Source organism: Streptomyces sp. S.PB5 (assembly GCF_030403745.1).
Taxonomy (GTDB): Bacteria; Actinomycetota; Actinomycetes; order Streptomycetales; family Streptomycetaceae; genus Streptomyces.
Genome location: NZ_JAQMWP010000002.1, coordinates 197,535 through 217,985 on the forward strand (window position 1 = coordinate 197,535; position 20,451 = coordinate 217,985).

General features: G+C 73.0%; 20 protein-coding genes. 15 read left to right on the forward strand and 5 right to left on the reverse strand.

The genetic code is table 11. The features are described 5' to 3' along the window. The first annotated feature begins 37 nt into the window (after positions 1-37). The gene (locus PH203_RS05745) at positions 38-763 is read left to right on the forward strand and encodes a response regulator transcription factor (RefSeq protein ID WP_289917104.1); all 726 of its coding nucleotides are present in this window, start codon (positions 38-40) and stop codon (positions 761-763) included. Beyond that, positions 756-1,868 carry a HAMP domain-containing sensor histidine kinase gene (locus PH203_RS05750; protein ID WP_289917106.1) on the forward strand — a complete coding sequence of 371 codons (1,113 nt, stop codon included), beginning with the start codon at positions 756-758 and terminating at the stop codon, positions 1,866-1,868. The genes PH203_RS05745 and PH203_RS05750 overlap by 8 nt, the downstream gene beginning before the upstream one ends. Before the next feature lie 535 nt (positions 1,869-2,403). On the opposite strand, the gene PH203_RS05755 is transcribed toward PH203_RS05750, so the two are convergent. After that, positions 2,404-3,405: an NAD-dependent epimerase/dehydratase family protein gene (locus PH203_RS05755; protein ID WP_289917109.1), complete on the reverse strand. Its 1,002-nt coding sequence runs from the start codon at positions 3,403-3,405 to the stop codon at positions 2,404-2,406. 155 nt (positions 3,406-3,560) lie between these two features. Between PH203_RS05755 and PH203_RS05760 the strand changes: the two genes are divergently transcribed. Beyond that, on the forward strand, positions 3,561-4,310 hold the full coding sequence (locus PH203_RS05760) for a flavodoxin family protein (protein WP_289917110.1): 750 nt from the start codon (positions 3,561-3,563) through the stop codon (positions 4,308-4,310). 20 nt (positions 4,311-4,330) lie between these two features. Here PH203_RS05760 and PH203_RS05765 read toward each other — a convergent pair whose 3' ends face one another. The 3 genes from PH203_RS05765 to PH203_RS05775 all read right to left on the reverse strand — a co-directional run bounded on the left by PH203_RS05765 (position 4,331) and on the right by PH203_RS05775 (position 7,184). After that, complete coding sequence (locus tag PH203_RS05765; RefSeq protein WP_289917112.1) at positions 4,331-4,867, reverse strand: DUF4396 domain-containing protein; 537 nt, start codon at positions 4,865-4,867, stop codon at positions 4,331-4,333. 158 nt (positions 4,868-5,025) lie between these two features. After that, a complete protein-coding gene (locus PH203_RS05770) occupies positions 5,026-6,651 on the reverse strand; it encodes a multicopper oxidase family protein (protein WP_289917114.1) in 1,626 nt (541 codons plus the stop codon). 89 nt (positions 6,652-6,740) lie between these two features. Next, positions 6,741-7,184: a DUF6153 family protein gene (locus PH203_RS05775; RefSeq protein WP_289918239.1), complete on the reverse strand. Its 444-nt coding sequence runs from the start codon at positions 7,182-7,184 to the stop codon at positions 6,741-6,743. 202 nt (positions 7,185-7,386) lie between these two features. Here PH203_RS05775 and PH203_RS05780 point away from each other — a divergent pair, with 202 nt between their 5' ends. Both PH203_RS05780 and PH203_RS05785 read left to right on the forward strand, forming a co-directional pair. Beyond that, the gene (locus PH203_RS05780; protein WP_289917117.1) at positions 7,387-7,806 is read left to right on the forward strand and encodes a hypothetical protein; all 420 of its coding nucleotides are present in this window, start codon (positions 7,387-7,389) and stop codon (positions 7,804-7,806) included. Positions 7,807-7,955: 149 nt separating this feature from the next. Then, positions 7,956-8,843, forward strand: a complete 888-nt coding sequence (locus tag PH203_RS05785; RefSeq protein ID WP_289917119.1) for a hypothetical protein — start codon at positions 7,956-7,958, stop codon at positions 8,841-8,843. A gap of 33 nt (positions 8,844-8,876) precedes the next feature. On the opposite strand, the gene PH203_RS05790 is transcribed toward PH203_RS05785, so the two are convergent. Continuing rightward, a complete protein-coding gene (locus PH203_RS05790) occupies positions 8,877-9,554 on the reverse strand; it encodes a TetR/AcrR family transcriptional regulator (protein ID WP_289917122.1) in 678 nt (225 codons plus the stop codon). Positions 9,555-9,649: 95 nt separating this feature from the next. Between PH203_RS05790 and PH203_RS05795 the strand changes: the two genes are divergently transcribed. The 10 genes from PH203_RS05795 to PH203_RS05840 all read left to right on the forward strand — a co-directional run bounded on the left by PH203_RS05795 (position 9,650) and on the right by PH203_RS05840 (position 20,391). After that, positions 9,650-10,348, forward strand: a complete 699-nt coding sequence (locus PH203_RS05795) for a DUF2218 domain-containing protein (RefSeq protein ID WP_289917124.1) — start codon at positions 9,650-9,652, stop codon at positions 10,346-10,348. 232 nt (positions 10,349-10,580) lie between these two features. Next, positions 10,581-10,967: a hypothetical protein gene (locus tag PH203_RS05800; protein WP_289917126.1), complete on the forward strand. Its 387-nt coding sequence runs from the start codon at positions 10,581-10,583 to the stop codon at positions 10,965-10,967. A gap of 153 nt (positions 10,968-11,120) precedes the next feature. Then, entirely contained in the window at positions 11,121-11,561 is a 441-nt protein-coding gene (locus tag PH203_RS05805; RefSeq protein WP_289917128.1) for a hypothetical protein, read from the forward strand. A 137-nt stretch (positions 11,562-11,698) separates the two neighbouring features. Further along, the gene (locus tag PH203_RS05810) at positions 11,699-12,796 is read left to right on the forward strand and encodes a PLP-dependent cysteine synthase family protein (RefSeq protein ID WP_289917130.1); all 1,098 of its coding nucleotides are present in this window, start codon (positions 11,699-11,701) and stop codon (positions 12,794-12,796) included. Continuing rightward, the gene (locus PH203_RS05815; RefSeq protein WP_289917131.1) at positions 12,793-14,091 is read left to right on the forward strand and encodes an MFS transporter; all 1,299 of its coding nucleotides are present in this window, start codon (positions 12,793-12,795) and stop codon (positions 14,089-14,091) included. Before PH203_RS05810 ends, PH203_RS05815 begins: the two co-directional genes overlap by 4 nt. 241 nt (positions 14,092-14,332) lie before the next feature. After that, entirely contained in the window at positions 14,333-15,289 is a 957-nt protein-coding gene (locus tag PH203_RS05820) for a helix-turn-helix domain-containing protein (RefSeq protein ID WP_289917133.1), read from the forward strand. Positions 15,290-15,432: 143 nt separating this feature from the next. Beyond that, positions 15,433-16,431, forward strand: a complete 999-nt coding sequence (gene gap, locus PH203_RS05825) for a type I glyceraldehyde-3-phosphate dehydrogenase (RefSeq protein ID WP_289917135.1) — start codon at positions 15,433-15,435, stop codon at positions 16,429-16,431. Between the two features lie 147 nt (positions 16,432-16,578). Then, complete coding sequence (locus PH203_RS05830) at positions 16,579-17,649, forward strand: hypothetical protein (RefSeq protein WP_289917136.1); 1,071 nt, start codon at positions 16,579-16,581, stop codon at positions 17,647-17,649. A 2-nt stretch (positions 17,650-17,651) separates the two neighbouring features. Next, the gene (locus PH203_RS05835; protein WP_289917138.1) at positions 17,652-18,779 is read left to right on the forward strand and encodes a hypothetical protein; all 1,128 of its coding nucleotides are present in this window, start codon (positions 17,652-17,654) and stop codon (positions 18,777-18,779) included. A gap of 145 nt (positions 18,780-18,924) precedes the next feature. Beyond that, the gene (locus PH203_RS05840) at positions 18,925-20,391 is read left to right on the forward strand and encodes a WGR domain-containing protein (protein ID WP_289917140.1); all 1,467 of its coding nucleotides are present in this window, start codon (positions 18,925-18,927) and stop codon (positions 20,389-20,391) included. Positions 20,392-20,451: the final 60 nt, after the last annotated feature.

The following is a 20,451-nucleotide window of genomic DNA, read 5'->3' on the forward strand; positions in this document are numbered from 1 at the left end:
GGGGCCATCGGGGGCGGCGCGGTGCGACGCTGGACGCATGCAACAGTCCTACGAGGTCACCGGGCAGGCCGGACGGGTCCTGGTCGTCGACGACGACCCCACCGTCGCCGAGGTCGTCGCCGGATATCTGGACCGGGCCGGATACACCGTGGACCGGGCCGACGACGGGCCGACCGCGCTCACCCGGGCCGCCGCGCACCGGCCGGACCTGGTGGTCCTCGACCTGATGCTGCCCGGCATGGACGGCCTGGAGGTGTGCCGCCGGATGCGCGCCCACGGGCCCGTGCCGGTGATCATGCTCACCGCGCGCGGCGACGAGGACGACCGGATCCTCGGTCTGGAGGTCGGTGCCGACGACTACGTCACCAAGCCGTTCAGCCCACGCGAACTCGTCCTGCGCGTGGAGTCCGTACTGCGCCGCACCCGCCCCGACACCGGCACCCGGCTGCTGAGCGCGGCCGGTATGACCGTCGACCCCGCCGCCCGCCGCGCCACCAAGAACGGCACCGAACTCGCCCTGACCCTGCGGGAGTTCGACCTGCTCGCCTTCTTCCTGCGGAACCCGGGACGGGCGTACTCGAGAGAGGACCTGATGCACCAGGTGTGGGGCTGGGACTTCGGCGACCTGTCCACGGTCACCGTCCACGTCCGCCGGCTGCGCGGGAAGGTCGAGGCCGACCCGGCCCGGCCGCGCCTCATCCAGACGGTGTGGGGCGTGGGCTACCGCTTCGAACCGCAGGGGGGAGTGAGTGAGCATGCGTGACACCCTCCTCATCGCCCTGTTCGCCTTCCTCGGCGCCGCCGCGGCCGGTCTGCTCGGGGCCGGAGCCCTGTGGCTGCTGCGCCGCCGCTCGCTCACCGTCTCGCTGACCGTGGTGGCCGCCGTCGCCGTCACCGCGATGCTCGCCGGGACGCTCGCGGTGGCGCAGGCGATGTTCCTGTCCGGACACGACCTGAGCGTCGTGACGACCGTCGTCGCGATGGCCGCCGTGGTCTCCCTGGCCACCGCACTGATACTGGGCCGCTGGGTCGTCGCCCGCAGCCGTGAACTGGCCGTCGCCGCCCGCTCGTTCGGCGACGGCGGCGACTTCTCCGCCCCGCACGGCCCGGCCACCGCCGAACTGGAGGCACTCAGCCGCGAGTTGGCGGCCACCAGCGCCAGACTGGCCGAATCCCGAAACCGGGAACGCGCGTTGGAGACCTCCCGCCGGGAACTGGTCGCCTGGATCTCGCACGACCTGCGCACCCCGCTCGCCGGACTGCGCGCCATGTCCGAGGCGCTGGAGGACGGCGTCGCCACCGACCCCGACCGCTATCTGAAGCAGATCCGCACCGAGGTCGAGCGCCTGAACGGGATGGTCGGCGACCTCTTCGAACTCTCCCGCATCCACGCGGGCGCTCTACCGCTGTCGCTGACCCGTATATCGCTGTACGACCTGATCGGCGACGCCCTGGCGGGAGCGGACCCCCTCGCCCGTGAACACGGCGTGCGCCTGGTCGGCGACCACGTGGCCGCGGTCCCGGTGGAGGTCGACGGCAAGGAGATGAGCCGGGTCCTGGGCAACCTCCTGATCAACGCCATCCGCCGCACTCCCGCCGACGGCACGGTGGCCATCGCCGCCGAGCGTTCGCCGGAGGGCGTGGTGGTGTCGGTGACGGACGGCTGCGGCGGCATCCCCGAGGCGGATCTGCCACGGGTCTTCGACACCGGCTGGCGCGGCACGGACGCCCGGACCCCGCCGGCGGGGGCGGGCCTGGGCCTGGCCATCGTGCGGGGCATCGTCGAGGCCCACGACGGACGCGCCACCGTACACAACATCCCGGGCGGCTGCCGCTTCGAGGTGGTACTGCCCGCGGCCGCTTCATGAACACGGGCAGTACCACCGGTCTTACGCCGCCCGCGTCCCGCTCGCGCGACTTTCGCGACGGCGGGCGGCCTGCCTGTCTTGCGCTGCCCGCGTCCGGCCCGCGCGGGCTCCGCGGCAGCGGGCGGTGCCGGCGGTCTTGCCCCGCCCGCGTCCCGCTTGAGTGACCTTCGCGGCGGTGGGCGGCACGGCCGGTCCTGCGCCGCTTGGGTCCGGCTCGCGCGGGCTTCGGGGCAGTGGGTGGCACGGCCGGTCCGGCGCCGCCGGTGTCCTGGCTCGCCGTGACTTTCGCTGCAGCGTGTGGCACTGCCGGTCTTTCGCTGCCTGGGTCCGGCCCGCGCGGGCTTCGCTGCGGCGGGCGGCGGGCGGCGGGCGGCGGGCAGCGCCAGCGGTCCTCTCCTGCCGGCGTCCCGGCCGCGTCTGTGCCGTCTGGGTCCGGCTCGCGCGGGCTTCGCTGCGGCGGGTAGCGCCGGCGGTCTTGCCCCGCCCGCGTCCGGCCCGCGCGGGCTTCGCTGCAGCGGACAGCACCACCGGCCCTCTATGCGTCCCGCATCCCGGCCCGTGCGAACTCCGTCATGCCCTCCTCGAAGCCGACCTGTGGTTTCCAGTCGAGTTCGGTGCGCAGGCGGGACGAGTCCGCGGTGATGTGGCGGACGTCGCCCAGCCGGTACTCACCGGTGACGACGGGGGCGGGCCCGCCGTGCGCGGCGGCGAGGGCGTGGGCCATCTCGCCCACGGTGTGCGGCTCACCGCTGCCGGTGTTGTAGGCCGTCAGCGCACCGCTCGGTGCCCCGGCCTCCAGCGCGGCCACGTTCGCGGCGGCCACGTCCCGCACATGGACGAAGTCCCGCCGCTGGCGCCCGTCCTCGAAGACGCGCGGCGCCTCACCACGCGCCAGGGCGGACCTGAAGAAGGAGGCGACCCCGGCGTACGGGGTGTCGCGGGGCATCCGGGGTCCGTACACGTTGTGGTAGCGCAGCGACACGGCCTGACCTCCCGTCACCCGGGCCCAGGCCGCCGCGAGATGCTCCTGCGCGAGCTTGGTGGTGGCGTACACATTGCGCGGGTCGACGGGAGCGTCCTCGCCGACCAGGCCCGGGGAGAGCTCCGCCTCGCACACCGGGCACCGGGGCTCGAACCGGCCCGCGTCCAGATCGGCGACGGCCCGCGGCCCCGGCCGCACCACCCCGTGGCGCGGGCACTCGTACCGCCCCTCCCCGTACACCACCATCGACCCGGCCAGCACGAGACGGCCTACGCCGGCCTCGGCCATGGCGGCGAGCAGGACGGCGGTGCCGACGTCGTTGTGGGAGGCGTACTCCGCCGCGTCGGCGACGCCGTTGCCGAGCCCGACCATCGCCGCCTGATGGCAGACCGCGTCCACGCCGGACAGGGCGCGGGCGACGGCGGCGGGGTCGCGCACATCGGCGGACGGATCCCGGCGGACGTCGTACACGACGGGTTCGTGCCCGTGGGACGTGAGCGCCTCGACGACATGGGACCCGATGAAACCGGCACCGCCGGTGACCAGTACTCGCATACGGCCACGCTAGGTCGGCGACCGCGCCCGGCCCCGTGACAGGGCGGGCACGTCATCACTCCGTAAGGGGTCGGGAGCGCGTCGGAGGAGGACAGACCGGGCCGCACGCGAGACGCTGCCGTACGCGCCCGTCCTCTTCGACCAGGGAGACCGCCATGGCCACGTCGCCTTCCCCCTCCCCTTCCTCTTCCGCCCATGACTCCTACCGCTTCGACGATCTGACCGCCCTGTTCATCAACTGCACGCTAAAACCGTCCCCGCAGCTCAGCCACACCCAGGGGCTGATCGACAAGAGTGCGGCGATCATGATGGACCGCGGGGTCACCACCTCCGAGATCCGGGCCGTGGACCATGACATCGCCCCCGGCGTGTACCCGGACATGACCGAGCACGGCTTCGCGGCCGACGAGTGGCCCGCGCTGTACGAGCAGGTGATGGCCGCCGACATCCTGGTGCTCGCCGGACCGATCTGGCTCGGCGACAACAGCTCCGTCACCAAGAAGGTGATCGAGCGGCTCTACGCCTGCTCCTCCCTGCTCAACTCCCAGGGCCAGTACGCCTATTACGGGAGGGTCGGCGGCTGTCTGATCACCGGCAACGAGGACGGGGTGAAGCACTGCGCGATGAACGTCCTCTACAGCCTCCAACACCTCGGCTACACGATCCCGCCGCAGGCCGACGCCGGCTGGATCGGCCCGGCCGGTCCGGGACCGTCGTACCTCGACGCGGGATCGGGCGGCCCGGAGAACGACTTCACCAACCGCAACACCGCCTTCATGACCTGGAACCTGATGCATCTCGCGGCCCTCCTCAAGCGCGCGGGCGGCGTCCCGGCCCACGGCAACCAGCGGTCCGAGTGGGACGCGGGTTGCCGTCTCGACGCGGCCAACCCCGAGCACCGGTGATCAACAGGGGTCAGTAGTGATCAGTGGTAGGCGTGGACCACCGCGTGGCCCTTGCCGCGGCCGATCATCCACTTGTTGACCGGGGTGGTGATCACGAAGGCGACGGCGAAGCCCCCGAGCAGGGCGTACCAGAACAGGCCTTCGGAGAGATGGGCGTCCATCGCGCCGGGGGTGAGGGCGATGATGGCGTTGTCCACCAGTTCCATCACGGCGATGGAGACGGTGTCCGCGGCGAGCGCGACCTTGATGGCGGACTTGAGGTCCAGTCCGGCCCGGCGTACCGCGAAGAGCGTGAACGAGTAGCCGAACACGAACGCGAGCCCGATCGCCAGGATCATGGTCTGCACATTGCCCCACATCAGGGCCGTGCCGATGACCATGCCGAGGATCTCGCCGATGGCGCACCCGGTGAGGCAGTGCAGCGTCGCCTTCGCGGCCATGGCCCACGATGCTCCGGCGGGCCCGCCGTGGTGACCCTCATGACCGCCGTGGCCACTGTGGGTGTCGTGGGTGCCGTGCTCGTGTGCCGCGCCGGCGTGGTGAGCGGTGTGGTCCATGATCTCTTCCCCCAATGTCATCAGGAGTGGCCCGGGTTCCCGGGCCCCACAGTCATGAACCATATACCCCCTGGGGGTATGGCAACCAGATCTGGGACATGTTCCTCGGGCACTACGGCCCGGGCCGCGAGCGGTGCCCCCGGCCCGGGCGCGGAGCCTCAGGCCCGGTAGGCGACGAGCGCCATCATCCCGGCCTCGGCGTGGTAGGCGTTGTGGCAGTGCAGCATCCACTGGCCTGGGTTGTCGGCGTCGAAGAACACCGACAGCCTCTTCTTGGGCAGCACGATCGCGGTGTCCTTGCGCGGGCCGGAGCCGCCGAGCTGGTAGGTGTGCCCGTGCAGGTGCATGGGGTGCCACATGGTGGTGTCGTTGACGAAGTCCAGCCGGACCCGCTGGCCCTCCTCGACGAGCAGGGGATCGGCGCCGGGGTCGGTCATGTCGAACCGCTTGCCGTTGACGGCCCAGTCGTAGCGCATCATCCCGCCGGTGAGCCGGACCTCGTGCACGACATCGGTCCTGGCGGACCTCAGCCGTACGTCGTCGGCGGCGCGCAGCCGGGAGGCGGTCAGGACCGTGCCGTCGAGTTCCTTCGGACGTACGCCCGCCGACGGTGCGCGGCCCGAGCTCGTACGGACCAGGGCCATGCCGCTCGCGTCCTTGCCCTCGGCGAGCGCGACCAGCGGGAAGACGCCGTCGCCGAGGGTGACCAGCACGTCGTAGCGCTCGCCCATGCCGATCAGGAGGGCGTCGGTCTGCCGGTGCACGACGGGGAAGCCGTCGGTGTGCGTGACGGTCAGCCGGTGACCGCCGAGCGCGACACGGTAGGCGGTGTCGCCGCCGGCGTTGATGATCCGCAGGCGGACGCGTCGGCCGGGCCTGCCGGTGTGGACCGCCGGGTCGGTCGGCACGCGCCCGTTGACCAGGTGGTACGGGTACTTGACGTCCCCGGCGTCGCCCCCGAGGAGGTCGCTCTCGGCACCCATGAGCATGAACGTCGAGGCCATGCCGCCCGGCGAGGCCGAGGTGGTGGGGGATGCGGCGGGGGAGTCGGCGGGGGACGCACCTTCGCTCATGTCTCCCATGCCGTGCATGTCGTGGCCCTCCATGCCGGAGCCGGAGCCGGAGTCGCCGCCCATGTCCATGCCGCCCATGCCCTGCCGGATTTCGGCGAAGACCTCGTCCGGGGTGCCGGTGACGCCGTCGACCCAGTCGTCGAGGACGATCACCCACTCGTCGTCGTAGGCCAGCGGCTCGCGCGGGTCCTCGACGATCAGCGGGGCGTACAGGGCGCGGTCGAGCTGGACACCGACGTGCGGGTGGAAGAAGTACGTGCCCGGGGCGTCGGCGATGAACCGGTAGGTGAAGGTGCTCCCGGCGCGCACGGCGGTCTGGGTGGCCGGGGGTACGCCGTCCATGTCGTTGCGCAGGGCGATGCCGTGCCAGTGGACCGAGGTGCTGGTCCGGTCCGGCAGCTGGTTGGCGAGTTCCGCGGCGAGGGTGTCCCCGGCGGACAGCCGGATCTCCTTGCCGGGGGTGCGCCCGTCGTAGGCCCACGTCCTGGCCTTGATGCCGCCGCCCAGGTCGACGGTGGCGGGCGCGGCGGTGAGCGTGACCTTGTGCTGCCTGCCGGTGCCGGTGCGCTTCTTCTCGGCGGCGGCGACCGGGGCACCGGAGGGGCTGACCAGGGTCGGTGCGGAGGAGGAGCCGGTGCAGGCGGCGAGCGTGCCGGCGCCTGCGGCGCCGAGTCCGGCGAGCAGGAGGGAGCGGCGGTTGATGCTGTTCACGATGTGAGTCCTCTTGATCGAATGGATCGAATGGATCGAACTGCGTGTGGGCTGCGGCGGAGACGGCACACGGGTGCCGTGGGCGCGGCCTAGATGCGCAGTCGGGAGAGGACCGACAGATCGGGTGGCGCGCGGCCGACCGTCCCGGCGGGGGACCGTACGGGCCCGGCCCGGTGCGGGTTGGCCGCCTGTGCGAGAAGGTTCTGCGGCGGCGGGACGAGCTTCACGGTGTCGACGCTCGCGGTGGTGCAGTGCTGCATGCCGGGGTCGGCGCAGGTGCCGTCGGCGATGCCGTGCGGGTGCGCGGGGCGGGCGGTGGAACCCTGCGCGGCGGCGGCCGGCGTGGTTGCCGTACCGGGCGTGGCGTGTCCCGAGTGGACGGAGTGCGCGGACCGCGCCGTGTGCGGTGCCGTGTGCTGTGCCGGGGGCGTGATCATCGCCGTCTCGTGGTGCACCAGCACGGCCAGCGCGGCGAACAGGGCGACGACGACACCGCAGGCCCAGCGGGCGGCACCGACGCGGACCGTGGCCATCGTCACCGCCTCCGTCACCTTGGCCGACTGCCTTCGCCGAGCCCGTCCCATGAGGGTCCAGCTGGCCGCCAATATACCCCCGTAGGGTTTATGACGGACCCGGCGATGCGCCTTGAGGCGCCGTGGGTAGGCTGTGGCGACCAAGGACAAGCACCCGCGCCCGCACGGGCGTCGGGCGAGGCGGCGAGGGCGGGTCGGGGCTGTGGGGAGCGGTGGGACGAGGGCGGGCGGCATCGCCGTACGTCTTGTGCTGCTGGCTCTGCTGCTGCTCGGCGTCGGGGTGCTGCACACCCTGAGCCACGCCGGAGCGCACGGCGGTGTCTCCGCTCCCGCCCACTCCCATGAGGCCCAGCTCGCCGACGAGGAGCGGACGGGTGCCGCGCACGCCACCGCGGTCGCCCTTGTGGAGGGGGAGCGGGACGAGCCGGAGCACCGTGCGTATGCCGAGGGGGCGGCCGCGTCCGACTGCTTCGCGCTGATTCCGGTCGCCTCGGAGCTCGCCCGACCGCCGTGCACGGCGGTCCTGAGCGGTACGACGGGGCCCGGGGTGCTCACCGCCGAGGGGGCCCGGGAGCCGGGCGGCGGCCTGGCGCCGGCTCGGTTGTCGGTGCTGCGGATCTAGGCCGAGGGCTGTCCGGCGCGCCCATGCCGACGCGTCGGGCCACCGCGGGCCGAGCCTTCACGGGCCCGGTGCGCCCTCCCTTCACCGTCCGCGTTCCGACGGGCCGAGCCATGGACTCACGGACCGGCCCGCGCTGAAAGGCGTCCTCCTTGTCCCAGCACCACGTCCTGCCCCAGCACCACGTGCCGCCCCAGCACCATGTCCCGCCCCAGCAACGCCACGTCCTGCCCCAGCAGCACTTCGTCGACCACGCCGCCGTCCCCGTGCGGGACTCCGCCGGGCCCCGCACGGCGCCGAGTCCCTCCCCGGAGGGGCGCGCGGCACGGCGACGGGGGCGCCGCCGTGCCGCGAAACGCACACCTCTGCTCGGCAACTACATCGGGTACGCCGCCACGTTCGTCGGCGCCGGGCTCATCAGCGGCGCCATCGTGCACCATCCGCTGGACCCCGCCCGCTACACGCTCATCGCCGTCGTCGGCGCGGCGGTCTTTCTCTTCGCCACGGTCCTCAACGAGTTCGTCCTCACCAAGCGGCGCCCCGGAGCCGTCAAGGTGCTGGGCATAGTGACCGCCTCGCTCGCCCTGTCCTTCGGCATCGGCATGCTCAGCGGCGGACTCCAGCACTTCGAGGACTTCCCCGAACGCGCCGCGATGCTCATCCCCTTCGGGCTGGCCCTGTCGTTCGTCGCCTACGTACTGCGGCACGAACCCGCCCGCTGGCGCAGCATCGCCGGACCGGCGGGCGTACTGGTGCTGATCACCGCGGCCCTCGCCTTCGTCGGTCTGCGCGGCATCGCCGACGGGATGGCCGCCGAGTCGGGCGGCGGCGGACACAGCCACGGCGAGGAGACCACCGAGGACACGGGAGAGGAGACCGGCGCGGAGACACCGGGCGAGGCCGATTCCGGCCACGACCACGGCACGGACGGCCAGACGGCCGCGCCCGAGGAGCCCGAGCGGACCACGGCCCCCGCCGAGAACCCGGAGACCGCGGAGACCGCGGAGAGCGGGCACGCCGACGACGGCCACAGCCACTGACGACGCCCGCCCCGCACAGGGGCGCCTGATCGCCTATGCCCGCGGTGAGTGCGGGCCATGGGCGGGACGGTGCCCGTGCCGGTACGGCGGATGCGCGGTGCCGTCGGTGTGCCGGGGGGCCTCCGGCGCGTCGACGGCGCTGGGGCGCAGCCCGGTGAGGGTGACCGCCACGAGCCGGTGCACGGCGGCCTCGGAGGGCAGGTCACCGGCCGCGGTGAGGGCGTGCAGGCAGTAGCTCGCGAGCTCGCCGGGTGCGATGTCGTCGCGTACGGCACCGGCGCGCGCGGCGTCGGCGAGCAGCTCCTCCACCATGGTGCGCAGCTTCAGCTGGGCCTGGGTGACCTGCCGGTCGCGGTGCAGGAACGCCGCGAGATCGCTTTCGTGGTGTCGGCGCGACGCCTGCGAGACGTGCGCGAACGCGCGCAGCACCGCCTCCAGCCGCTCCCCGGCGCCTTCGGTGCGGTCCCGGACCTCGGCCAGGTGGTCGAGGTGATGGCCGATCTGCCGCTCGTGCCAGGCCAGGAGGATCGAGTCGACGTCCGGGAAGTACTTGTACAGCGTCGCGCGGCCGATCCCGCAGTCCTTGGCGATCCGCGACATCGTCACCGACGTCAGCCCCTGTTCGGCGACCAGTGCCGCGGTGGCTTCCAGGACGGCGTCCCGTACGGCGGCGCGGTGCGCGTCGATCGTCTCGTTCCAGAGCTTGGGCACCCTGACAGCATACGGTCCGGCGCTGCAGTGACACTTTGGATTGGTAGAGGCACTCTGTATTGACAGAGACACTGTGTATCGATAAATCTGGCCCCATGCCCACCGTCGAAGCCCGCGTCGGGACCGAGCGGCCCGCTCGCTATCTCGTCCAGCTCTGCAAGCACTTCTCCAACAAGGGCCGCCACCTCGGCCGGGGACTCCACGGTCATTCCGGTGGCGACACGCAGGCGCTGCGCGAGATGCGGGCCGTGGCGGAGCAGGCGCAGGTCGAGTGGTCCGACACCGAAGGCCGGGTCGTCCTGCCCTGGGGGCGGATCGAACTGCGGGCCGCCCCGGGAGCGCTGGTGCTCCGCGTCGAGGCCGCCGCGGAGGGCGACCTGAGCCGCTTGCAGGAGCTGGCCGGCGGGCACCTGGAGAGGTTCGGCCGACGTGACGGGCTGCGGGTGAGCTGGCGGTCCGCGGCTTCTCCCGCGGATTCTCCCGCGACGGCGACGGCGACAGTGCCCCCGACCCCGACCCCGACCGCGACCGCGAGCTCCGGCGAAGCAGCCGCCGCCGTCCCTCAGGTCCCGGGCGCGGCCGGGGATCGCCGCCGCGGGCACCTCAAGGCCGCGGGTGTCGTGGCCGTCGTCGTGATCGCCCTCGCCGCGCACCTGGGCCTCGGCAGCGTCCTCGTGTCCCACTGGCGGTGGACGGGCTGGGCCGTCGGGGGCCTCGTGGTGATCGTCCTGCTGAAGGCCGCGCTGCTGGGCGGATTCGCCGTCCGCCGGGGCCGAGTCCCGAAGGGCCGCTGAGCGCCTCCGGCGGCTCCGGGGGTTGGGGGCTCTCCTCGGTGCGAGCGGAGGCGGCGCGCAAGTCCTCGCCGAAGCAAACCGGTCATGTCATGGCGCGTTATCGCACTGTGGTGCGGGAGTTGACGGTTCGAGGTCCATGGGACGCTAGTATCACGGCGTGATTACGACTCGGTCACTCCCGTGTATGCCGCGGGCCCGCGTATCCGCGGGTCCGTTGCTGCGGGTGTCGGCCGTGGTCGCGCTGCTGTTCGGCATCGTGTTCACGCATGGCGTCCACGCCGAGAGCGCCGAAGGACACCTGGTGAGCGGCGTGTCCGGGCCCGCGACCGCTGCCACCGCCGCGGCCGCGGAGGCCGTGCACCTCGCCGACGGGCAGGCCGCGTCCCGGCCCGCCGTGATAGGTGAGCCCCGCGCGGGTCATGGCTCTTCGCATCCGAACGAGCACTGCGTATCGGGCCAGCCGCAGCAGGGACCGGTACTGACACCCCCGTGCTTTGCAGTGTCCGTTGGCGAATCCGCCACGCCGGGACGGGGCTCGGGCCGGTGGGCCCCGGGCGCGCCGGTGCTCGCCGTCGCGTCGCCCACCGCCCTGAGACTCTCGGTGGTCCAGCAGGTCTAGAAGCCGGAGCCCCCGCCTTCCGGCTGTTCCCGCCCCGCACGTCTGCGCGGGCGAAGGAACGGTTCGCCATCCAGTACGCGACGACACGCCACCCCCTTCGGTCATGCCTGCTTCCGCGGTGACCGATGGGCGGCGAGAGCGCATGGAGGACCTGTGCCACCACACTCCCGTACACCCACGCATGCCCTGCGGGCTCCGGCCGCCCCGCTCCGCCGACCGCATGCGCTCCTCGTGCTGCTGCGAGCCGCCCTTCTGGCGGTGATCGGGCTGTGCGCACTCGTCCACGGCTCGTCCGACGGAGCGGAGCGGCCGGACTCCGGAGTCACCGTCACGCCGTACCCGGCGTGGGTGGCGGGCGACGCGGTGCCCCACGGGCCGCATCGCCATCACGGCGATGAGGAGTGCGCCCTCGACGCGGCCGTCCTGGCGACGGCTCAAGCGGCGCAGAATCCCGTCGCCGAGACGGCGGCGGCCGCGCTCGTCGGCCTCTCCGTGGCCCGGCCGGGGCCGGTCGCGGGCCGGACGCCGTATCGCCGCCGCGGCAGACGTACGGGCAGGACCGCGCTCGCTCGCACCTCGCGGTGGCGGATCTAGAACTCCCGCCCGCAGCCGACCACTTCGCGTCGGCTGCCGCGCCGCGGCACCGCGCACGGACGGCCCGCACCGTCCGGCGTACGGCCGTGGCGCGAGATGAGCACGCATGCGTACTTCATCGAGCGAGAGCGAACGAGATGCAGTCACTGACGAACACCGCCGTCACACCCGAACGGTCCGCCCTGTCGGCGCTCGTGGGCGGCACACCGCTGCTGCGGGTGTCGGAGCCGCTGACCCCCGCGGACCGCGGCTTCTGGGCGAAGCTGGAGGGCTTCAACCCCGGCGGGATCAAGGACCGGCCCGGTCTGCACATGGTGGAACGGGCCCGCGCCCGCGGCGAGTTGCGTCCCGGCGCCCGGATCATCGAGTCCACCAGCGGCACCCTCGGTCTGGGCCTCGCCCTGGCCGGACTGGTCTACGGCCACCCCGTCACCCTGGTCACCGACCCCGGCCTGGAGACGTCCATGACCCGGCTGCTGACCGCGTACGGGGCCGAAGTCGACGCCGTCGAACGGCCGCACCCCACCGGCGGCTGGCAGCAGGCCCGCCGCGAGCGGGTCCGGTCGCTGCTGGGCCGGCACCCCGGCTCATGGTGCCCGGACCAGTACAACAACCCGGACAACACCAGCGCCTACACCCCGCTCGCCCTGGAACTGGCCGCCGAACTCGGCCACATCGACGTCCTGGTGTGCAGCGTGGGCACCGGCGGACACTCCGCGGGAGTCTCCCGCGTACTGAAGCAGCTCTACCCCGAGATGAAGGTGGCCGGGGTCGACACCATCGGTTCCACGATCTTCGGACAGCCCGCCCGGCCGCGGCTGATGCGCGGCCTCGGCTCCAGCATCTACCCCCGCAACGTCGCCTACGACGCCTTCTCCGAGGTCCACTGGGTGGCCCCGGCCGAGGCGGTGTGGACCTGCCGCCAACTGGCCACCTCGCACTACGCGACCGGCGGGTGGAGCGTGGGGGCGGTCGCCCTGGTCGCCGGATGGCTGGCCCGCACGCTGCCCGCGCAGACCCGGATCGCGGCGATCTTCCCCGACGGTCCGCAGCGCTACCTCGGCACCGTGTTCGACGACGACTACTGCGCCGCCCACGGGCTGCTCGGCTCACCGCCCGCCCCCGAACCCGAGGTGATCGGCCGCGCGGACGAGAAGGAGGTCACCCGCTGGACCCGGTGCACCACCGTGGCCGACCCGCTCACGCCCGAGGAAGGCGCGGTGGAGGGCCGGTGAAGGGCACCCTCGCGCAGGTACGCACCTACGAACGCAGCGTCCAGCTGTTGATGGTCAATCAGTTCACCATCAACCTCGGCTTCTACATGCTGATGCCCTATCTGGCCGCTCATCTCTCGGGCACCCTCGGCCTGGCCGGCTGGGTCGTCGGACTCGTCCTGGGCGTACGCAACTTCAGCCAGCAGGGCATGTTCCTCGTCGGCGGGACCCTGGCCGACCGCTTCGGGTACAAGCCGATGATCGTGGCGGGCTGCGTGCTGCGCACCGTCGGCTTCGCGACGCTCGGCCTGGTCGACTCACTGGCCGCGCTGATCGCCGCCTCCGCGGCCACCGGGCTCGCCGGGGCGCTGTTCAACCCGGCGGTCCGGGCCTATCTCGCCGCGGACGCGGGGGAGCGCAGGGTCGAGGCGTTCGCCCTGTTCAACGTCTTCTACCAGGCCGGGATCCTGCTGGGTCCGCTGGCCGGGATGGTGCTGACCGGCGTGGACTTCCGGATCACCTGCCTGGTCGCCGCCGGGATCTTCGCGGTGCTGAGCGTCGTGCAACTCCGGGCGCTGCCCGCGCGTCGGGCCGAGGGCTCCCGGGGTGCGGACGGCGGGCGCGGGGAGGGCGTACTGGCCCAGTGGCGCGGCATCCTCGCCAACCGGCCGTTCCTGCTCTTCTCCGGCGCCATGATCGGCTCCTATGTGCTGTCCTTCCAGGTCTATCTCGCGCTGCCGCTGGAGGTGCGGCGACTCGGCGGCGAGGGGGAGTTCGGCACGGCGGCGGTGGCGATGCTCTTCGCGGTCTCCGGCCTCGCCACGATCCTCGGGCAGACCAGGGTGACCGCCTGGTGCCGGGCCCGCTACGAACCGGGGCAGGCGCTGACGCGCGGACTCGCCGTGATGGGCGTCGCGTTCGTACCGCTGCTGGCGTCCACCGCGGTGCCCGTACCGGGGTCCGGCCTCGGGTTGTGGCTGCTGGCCGCGGTGCCGCCGGCGCTCGCCGCGCTGCTGCTGGCGATCGGCACGATGATCGCGTACCCCTTCGAGATGGACACCATCGTCCGCCTCAGCGGTGACCGGCTCGTGGCCACGCACTACGGCCTCTACAACACCATCTGCGGGATCGGCATCACCCTCGGCAACCTGCTCACCGGCGCCGCGCTCGACGCCGCCCGCGAGGCGGGCCTGCCGGCGCTGCCGTGGATCTCGCTGACCGTGCTCGGCCTCGCGTGCGCGGCCGCGCTGTACGGGCTGCACCGCACCGGTCGGCTGGCGACTCCGGCCTCCCGGCCGGATCCCGTCGCGGCCTGACCCACCGGTCGCACGGAGGGGGCGGGCGCGAAGGTGCGCCCGCCCCTGCCGGACCACGTCGGCAGGCTCAAGCACGCTGCTCCGGGGCTCCGCGGTCGGTGCGGGTCTCCAGTGCGTGGTCGACGCCGCCGTGGTGAGCTCGTGAACCGGCGGCGGTGAAGGCCCCGGCTCGCGGGGACCGGCACGGCAGCGGCGCGCCGGCCGCCCTCGCGCTCCGCGGCGCCCGCGTAACCTCTTCCCTGTGCCAGCCCCCCGCCTGCATCGTGTCGCCGTCCTCGTGCTGGAGGGTGCGAAGCCGCTCGACGTCGGCATCCCCGCGCAGGTGTTCACGACCCGCGCGAGCATGCCGTACGAGGTACGGGTGTGCGGAGCGACACCCGGGCTGGTGGCGGGCGGCGACGGTCTCGCCTACTACGTCGAGCACGGTCTCGACGCGCTGGCGTGGGCCGACATCGTCTTCGTGCCCGGTTATCGGTTTCCCGACCGGGAGGACCCGCCGCAGGCCGTCGTCGACGCGCTGATCGCCGCCCACGACCGGGGAGCGCGGCTCGCCGCCATCTCGACGGGGGCCTTCGCGCTCGCCGCCACGGGGCTGCTCGACGGCAGGCGGGCCACGACGCACTGGCACTACACGCGCGCCCTCACGGCCAGGCACCCGCTCGTCCAGGCCGACGAGAACGTGCTGTTCGTCGACGAGGGCAGCGTGCTCACCTCGGCCGGTGCCGCCTCCGGCATCGACCTGTGCCTGCACATCCTGCGCGGCGACCTCGGGGTGGCCGCGTCCAACCACGCGGCCCGGCGGCTGGTCGCCGCCCCCTACCGCAGCGGCGGCCAGGCCCAGTACGTGCCGCGCAGCGTGCCCGAGCCGCTCGGGGAGCGGTTCGCCGACACCCGCGAGTGGGCGCTGCACCGGCTCGGGGAGCCCCTCACCCTCGACATACTGGCGCGGGAGGCCGGGGTCTCGGCGCGGACGTTCTCCCGGCGGTTCGTCGAGGAGACCGGGTACACGCCGATGCAGTGGGTGATGCGCGCCCGGATCGACCTGGCCCGCGAGCTGCTCGAACGGTCGGAGCGCGGCGTCGAGCAGATCGCCGCCGACGTGGGGCTCGGCACCGGAGCGAATCTGCGCCTGCACTTCCAGCGCATCCTCGGGACGACACCGAGCGAGTACCGGCGCACCTTCACCAAGGGCGAGTAGACCGGCCCCTCCTCCGCCTGGCGGGAGCCTCTTGAACCCGCCCTCATCCGCCTGGCGGGATCCTTTTGAACCATGGCGTTCGCGCCACTGTCCGCGCCGCGCGTCGCGCGCGAGCCTGGTGGCGAAGGGAAGGGACCTCATTCATGACTCGCATCGCCATCAACGGATTCGGCCGCATCGGACGCAATGTGCTGCGCGCACTGCTGGAGCGCGAGAGCGACCTGGAGATCGTCGCCGTCAACGACCTCACCGAACCCGCCACCCTCGCCCGGCTGCTCGCCTACGACAGCACGGCCGGCCGGCTCGGCCGCCCGGTGACCGTCGACGGGGACACCCTCGTCGTCGACGGCCGGCGGATCAAGGTGACCGCCGAGCGCGAGCCGGCGCAGCTGCCGTGGGCCGAACTCGGCGTCGACATCGTCCTGGAGGCCACCGGCCGCTTCACCTCGGCCAAGGCGGCGAGCGCCCACCTCGACGCGGGCGCGAAGAAGGTGCTCGTCAGCGCGCCCTCCGACGGCGCCGACGTGACCCTCGCGTACGGCGTCAACAGCGACACCTACGACCCGGCCGTGCACACCATCGTCTCGAACGCCTCCTGCACCACCAACGCGCTCGCGCCGCTGGCCAAGGTCCTCGACGAACTCGCCGGTATCGAGCACGGGTTCATGACGACCGTGCACGCCTACACCCAGGAGCAGAACCTCCAGGACGGCCCGCACCGCGACGCCCGCCGCGCCCGCGCCGCCGGCGTCAACATCGTGCCCACCACCACCGGCGCCGCCAAGGCGATCGGCCTGGTGCTGCCGAACCTCGACGGCAAGCTGTCGGGCGACTCGATCCGGGTGCCGGTGCCGGTCGGCTCGATCGTCGAGCTCAACACGACCGTCGCCCGCGACGTGACCCTCGACGACGTGCTGGCGGCGTACCGGGCCGCGGCGGAGGGGCCGCTCGCCGGTGTCCTCGAGTACTCGGAGGACGCGCTGGTGTCGTCGGACATCGTGGGCAACCCCGCCTCGTCGATCTTCGACTCGGCCCTCACCCGCGTCGACGGCCGTCACGTCAAGGTCGTCGCCTGGTACGACAACGAGTGGGGCTTCTCGAACCGCGTCATCGACACGCTCGAACTCCTCGCCCGCGGCTGACCCTCGGCTCAGGGACCCCCGCCGTCACCGGCATTCAGGGGTCCCTGAGCCGCACGGGCCCCGGAGGGAAACGTGATGGCCGGTTGACGTCTGTTCACCGGTGGGTGGACGACCGTACGGTGCGACCTCCGCGTACTGGGGGGTCTGATGAACGGTCTCCGTACGGTCCTTGTCTGCCTGGTGATCGCGTGTGCGGCGGTCGTGTCACCGGCAGTTCCCGCGGCCGCGGTCGCGAAGCCGGGTTGGGCGGCCCTGCCGGTCCCGGCCGCGGCCCCGCCGGTGACCGTCACGCATCTCGCCGCCCGCGGGCCGGGCGAGGCATGGGCGACCGGGTACGAGCAGGCCGCCGACGGACCGCGCCCCCTGCTGTACCGGTGGGACGGCACGGCGTGGAGCCGGGACGCCGGCTTCCCCGGCGCCGCCGAGCCGGGCCGGCTCGGCAAGGTGCAGTTTGTCGGGGACGAGGTGTGGATCTTCCACGACCGGGCCGGGGCGGGGGAGATCCTGCGCCGGTCGGCGGGCGTCCCGGGAGGCTGGAGCGCCCTCCCGCTGCCCCGGGACCTGTGGACCTACCAGGACTTCACCGCCGTACCGGGTGCCGCGTGGGTGGTCGGGGAGGACGGCTCCGGGCTGCAGGTGCTGCACTACGACGGTTCCGGCTGGAGCACCCAGCCCACCCCGGACGGTGTGCGCTATCTGATGGGGATCACCGCGCGTACCGCCACCGACGCCTGGGCCTGGGCTGACAGCACCGCCGGGACCACCGTCCTGCGCTGGGACGGCACCGCCTGGCGGGACGCCCGGGTGCCGCTGCCCGCCGACAGCAACGTGCACACCATGCTGCTGGAACCGGCCGGGCGGGTCACGATCGGCGGCAGCCAGTACACCGACGGCGTGGCCCGCACCTACCTGATGACCTTCAACGGGCGTGCCTGGCGCACCGCCCGTCCGCCGCTGGGCGACACCTACACCGAGGGCATGGTGCGCGGCCCGGACGGGGCGCTGTGGATCCCGGTGACCAGCGACCTCGCGTTCGCGTCGAAGTACGCGCGCGTGGACGGCTCCCGCACCACCTTCTCGTACGGCCCCGAGCGCATGAACGCGATCGACGTCAAGCCGCGTGCGCTGGCGAGGGCCGGGTCCGCGCTGCTGTCCTTCGGGACGGTCGAGATCTACGGCTCGAAACCGAACCTGATGAGCGAGCGGCTGGGAGGCTGACCATGGCACGCGGACGTCCTGTCGCGCACCGGCTTCCCGTCGCGGTCGTCGCCGTCGCCATGACCCTTGTGGCCCTCATGAGTCCGGCCGCGGCGGACACCCTGTCCTGGCAGCACGTCCCGGTACCGGCGCAAGTGCGCCCGCAGGCCGCGCTCAACGAGGCCGTGGCGTTCGGGCCGGACCGGGCGTGGGCGGTGGGGGAGGACGCCGTGGGGCGGGAAGCGCCGGGCTTTCCGCTCGTGCTGCGCTGGGACGGGACCGCGTGGCAGCGCCAGAGCCTGACCGGGATCGGCTGGCAGGGAGAACTGCTGTCCGTCGCCGCGACCTCGCCGGCCGCGGTCTGGGCAGTCGGCCGCGACTCGGCGGGCGGAGCCCGGCTGCTCCGCCACGACGGCACCGGCTGGCGGGAGAGCCGGGCGCCGCGGGGTGTCGTCCTGACGAAGGCCGTCGCCGGCGGAGGCGAGATCTGGCTGATCGGTTCGCGGGACGGTGCGCAGGTGCTGCTGCGCTGGGACGGGCGCGGCTGGCGGGACGTGCCGGTGCCGCCGGGGTCGGTCTACGGTCTGCACATCCTGGCGGCCGACGACGTGTGGGCCGCGGGCGCCACCGGCTCGGGGGCGGCCGTGTCGCACTGGGACGGGACCGGATGGCAGCAGACGGTCGTGGACGGGTTCCCGCGCTCGGCCGTGGGCAGTGTGCTGGCGGTCTCGCCGACCGAGGTGTGGGCGGGCGGCACGGCCGGGTTCGTCGGGGGTCCGCCGGGGCGGCCGATCCCGCCGCTGCTGGTCCGCTTCGACGGACGGACGTGGCACCACGTGACGGTGCCCACCGACTTCGGCTCGGTCGACTCACTGGCCCCCACCGCCTCCGGCGCACTGGGCTGGGTCTCGGTGGCCCGCTCGCAGAAGTGGGGTCCGCCGGGGAGCGCTCCGCCGCTGGTCCCCGGGCCCGACTTCCTCTCCTGGAACGGGGAGTCGTTCACCGAGTACGTCGAACCGGCGGTGGCCGGGGAGGGCGACTCCTGGGTGCTGCGGCTCGCACCCGTGCCGGGCACGTCGACGGTGTGGTCGGTCGGCCGCGCCGACGGTCCGGAGGGCACGTTCGTACCGCGCGTCCTGCGGTTCGGCTGAGCGGGCCTCCCTCCCGAGCCCGCCCCTCCCGCGCCCGCCCGGATCCGGCCGCGGACCGCGTTGTCAGTGGTGGCCGATAGCTTGGAATCACTGGAGATCGACCATGCCGGATTCGGTCGAACGGGCCTTTGGGGAGGGGTGTGCTGTGTCCGCTGCGCAGTCACGACAGTCGGGGAACACGACGTATCTGGAGCTGTCCCAGGAGAGCGGCGGTGCCCACAAGTTCTACGAGGTGACCGTCGAGGGGACCACCGTCTCCGTGCGGTACGGCCGGATCGGCGTCGACGGGCAGCGCCAGACCTCCGCCTTCCCGACCGTGGAGAAGGCGAACGCGGCGGCGGCGAAGAAGATCGCCGAGAAGGTGCGCAAGGGATACGCGCCGGCGGTGCAAGGGCAGCGCGCGGCCCGGCCCGTGACCCGCCGTCAGGTCACCTCCGCCCCGTCCACGGCCCGGGCGACCGCCCCGGTGCTGTGGCGGTTCCGCACGGGCGCCTCGGCCTTCGGCATCCATGTGGACGAGGACCGCTGCTGGGTCGGCAACCAGCAGGGCGACGTCTACAACCTGAGCCACGACGGCGAGGTGCTGGCCCACTACTCCCTGCCCGACGGGGTGAAGTGCCTGGTGGCCGACGACTTCTGGATCTACGCGGGCTGTGACGACGGCCGGGTGTACGACCTCTCGGCGAAGGTGCCGTTCGCCGCCTACGACATCGCCGCCTCGGTCGACATCTTCTGGCTCGACATCCACGCGGGCGTGCTCAACGTCTCCGACCGCAACGGCGGACTGACGGTCATCGACCACGAGGACGAGCTCCAGTGGTCGCGCAGCTCCGCCGGGGAGCAGGCGTGGATGGTGCGGGCCGACGACCGCGCCGTGTACCACGGACACAGCGGCGGCGTGACGGCCTACGCGGCGAACGGCACCAGTCAGCTCTGGCACACCACGACCAGCGGCAACGTGCTCTTCGGATGGCAGGAGGCGGACGCCGTCTACGCCGGGACGGGGCGGCGGGTCGTCCAGCGGCTCGCCAAGTCCTCCGGGGCGGTCGAGGCCACCTACCAGTGCGACGCCGCGGTGTACTCGTGCGCCACGTCCCCCGGCGGGCGGTACGTCTTCGCGGGCGACTCCTCGTCCTCCGTGTACTGCTTCACCGAGGACGGCACCCGGCTGTGGAAGCTCGGCACGGGCGGCGGCTCCGCGCTCTCCATGCAGTACCTCGACGAACGGCTGTACATCGTCTCCACGGACGGATCGCTCGCCTGCATCGACGCGAGCGAGGCCGCGATCACCGCCGCCCAGTCGGGCACCGTCCCGGTCGCCGCGGACATCAAACTGGCGGCCGCCCTGCCGACGTACGCACCGGTGACCGCCGCCGCCTCCGTCCCCACGGTCAGCGTGGTGCCCGCGGCCGGGAGCGGTGTCGTCGTGGAGTGCGTCGAGGAGGCCGGCCGGCTGCGGGTGCATGTGGTCTCCGACGGCTATGAGCCGGGCTGGAACGTCCAGTTCCCGCGGGCGATACGCCAGCCGGGTGCACGCTATGTGGTGGACGCGCTGCACAGCTCCTCCGGGGGCTTCTACCGGGTGCGGGGGGAGATCAGGCGGCTGGTGTGAGTCGGCGGGGCGGGCCGTGGGGGACCAGCCTGTGGACGCCCCGGCATGACCTTGCCCTTC

Coding starts and splice junctions, on each gene's coding strand:
- gap (WP_289917135.1), top strand. CDS start 15,433: ATGACTCGCATCGCCATCAACGGATTCGGCCGCATCGGACGCAATGTG.
- PH203_RS05755 (WP_289917109.1), bottom strand. CDS start 3,405: ATGCGAGTACTGGTCACCGGCGGTGCCGGTTTCATCGGGTCCCATGTC.
- PH203_RS05810 (WP_289917130.1), top strand. CDS start 11,699: ATGCAGTCACTGACGAACACCGCCGTCACACCCGAACGGTCCGCCCTG.
- PH203_RS05745 (WP_289917104.1), top strand. CDS start 38: ATGCAACAGTCCTACGAGGTCACCGGGCAGGCCGGACGGGTCCTGGTC.
- PH203_RS05750 (WP_289917106.1), top strand. CDS start 756: ATGCGTGACACCCTCCTCATCGCCCTGTTCGCCTTCCTCGGCGCCGCC.
- PH203_RS05765 (WP_289917112.1), bottom strand. CDS start 4,867: ATGGACCACACCGCTCACCACGCCGGCGCGGCACACGAGCACGGCACC.
- PH203_RS05775 (WP_289918239.1), bottom strand. CDS start 7,184: ATGGCCACGGTCCGCGTCGGTGCCGCCCGCTGGGCCTGCGGTGTCGTC.
- PH203_RS05795 (WP_289917124.1), top strand. CDS start 9,650: ATGCCCACCGTCGAAGCCCGCGTCGGGACCGAGCGGCCCGCTCGCTAT.
- PH203_RS05835 (WP_289917138.1), top strand. CDS start 17,652: ATGGCACGCGGACGTCCTGTCGCGCACCGGCTTCCCGTCGCGGTCGTC.
- PH203_RS05760 (WP_289917110.1), top strand. CDS start 3,561: ATGGCCACGTCGCCTTCCCCCTCCCCTTCCTCTTCCGCCCATGACTCC.
- PH203_RS05830 (WP_289917136.1), top strand. CDS start 16,579: ATGAACGGTCTCCGTACGGTCCTTGTCTGCCTGGTGATCGCGTGTGCG.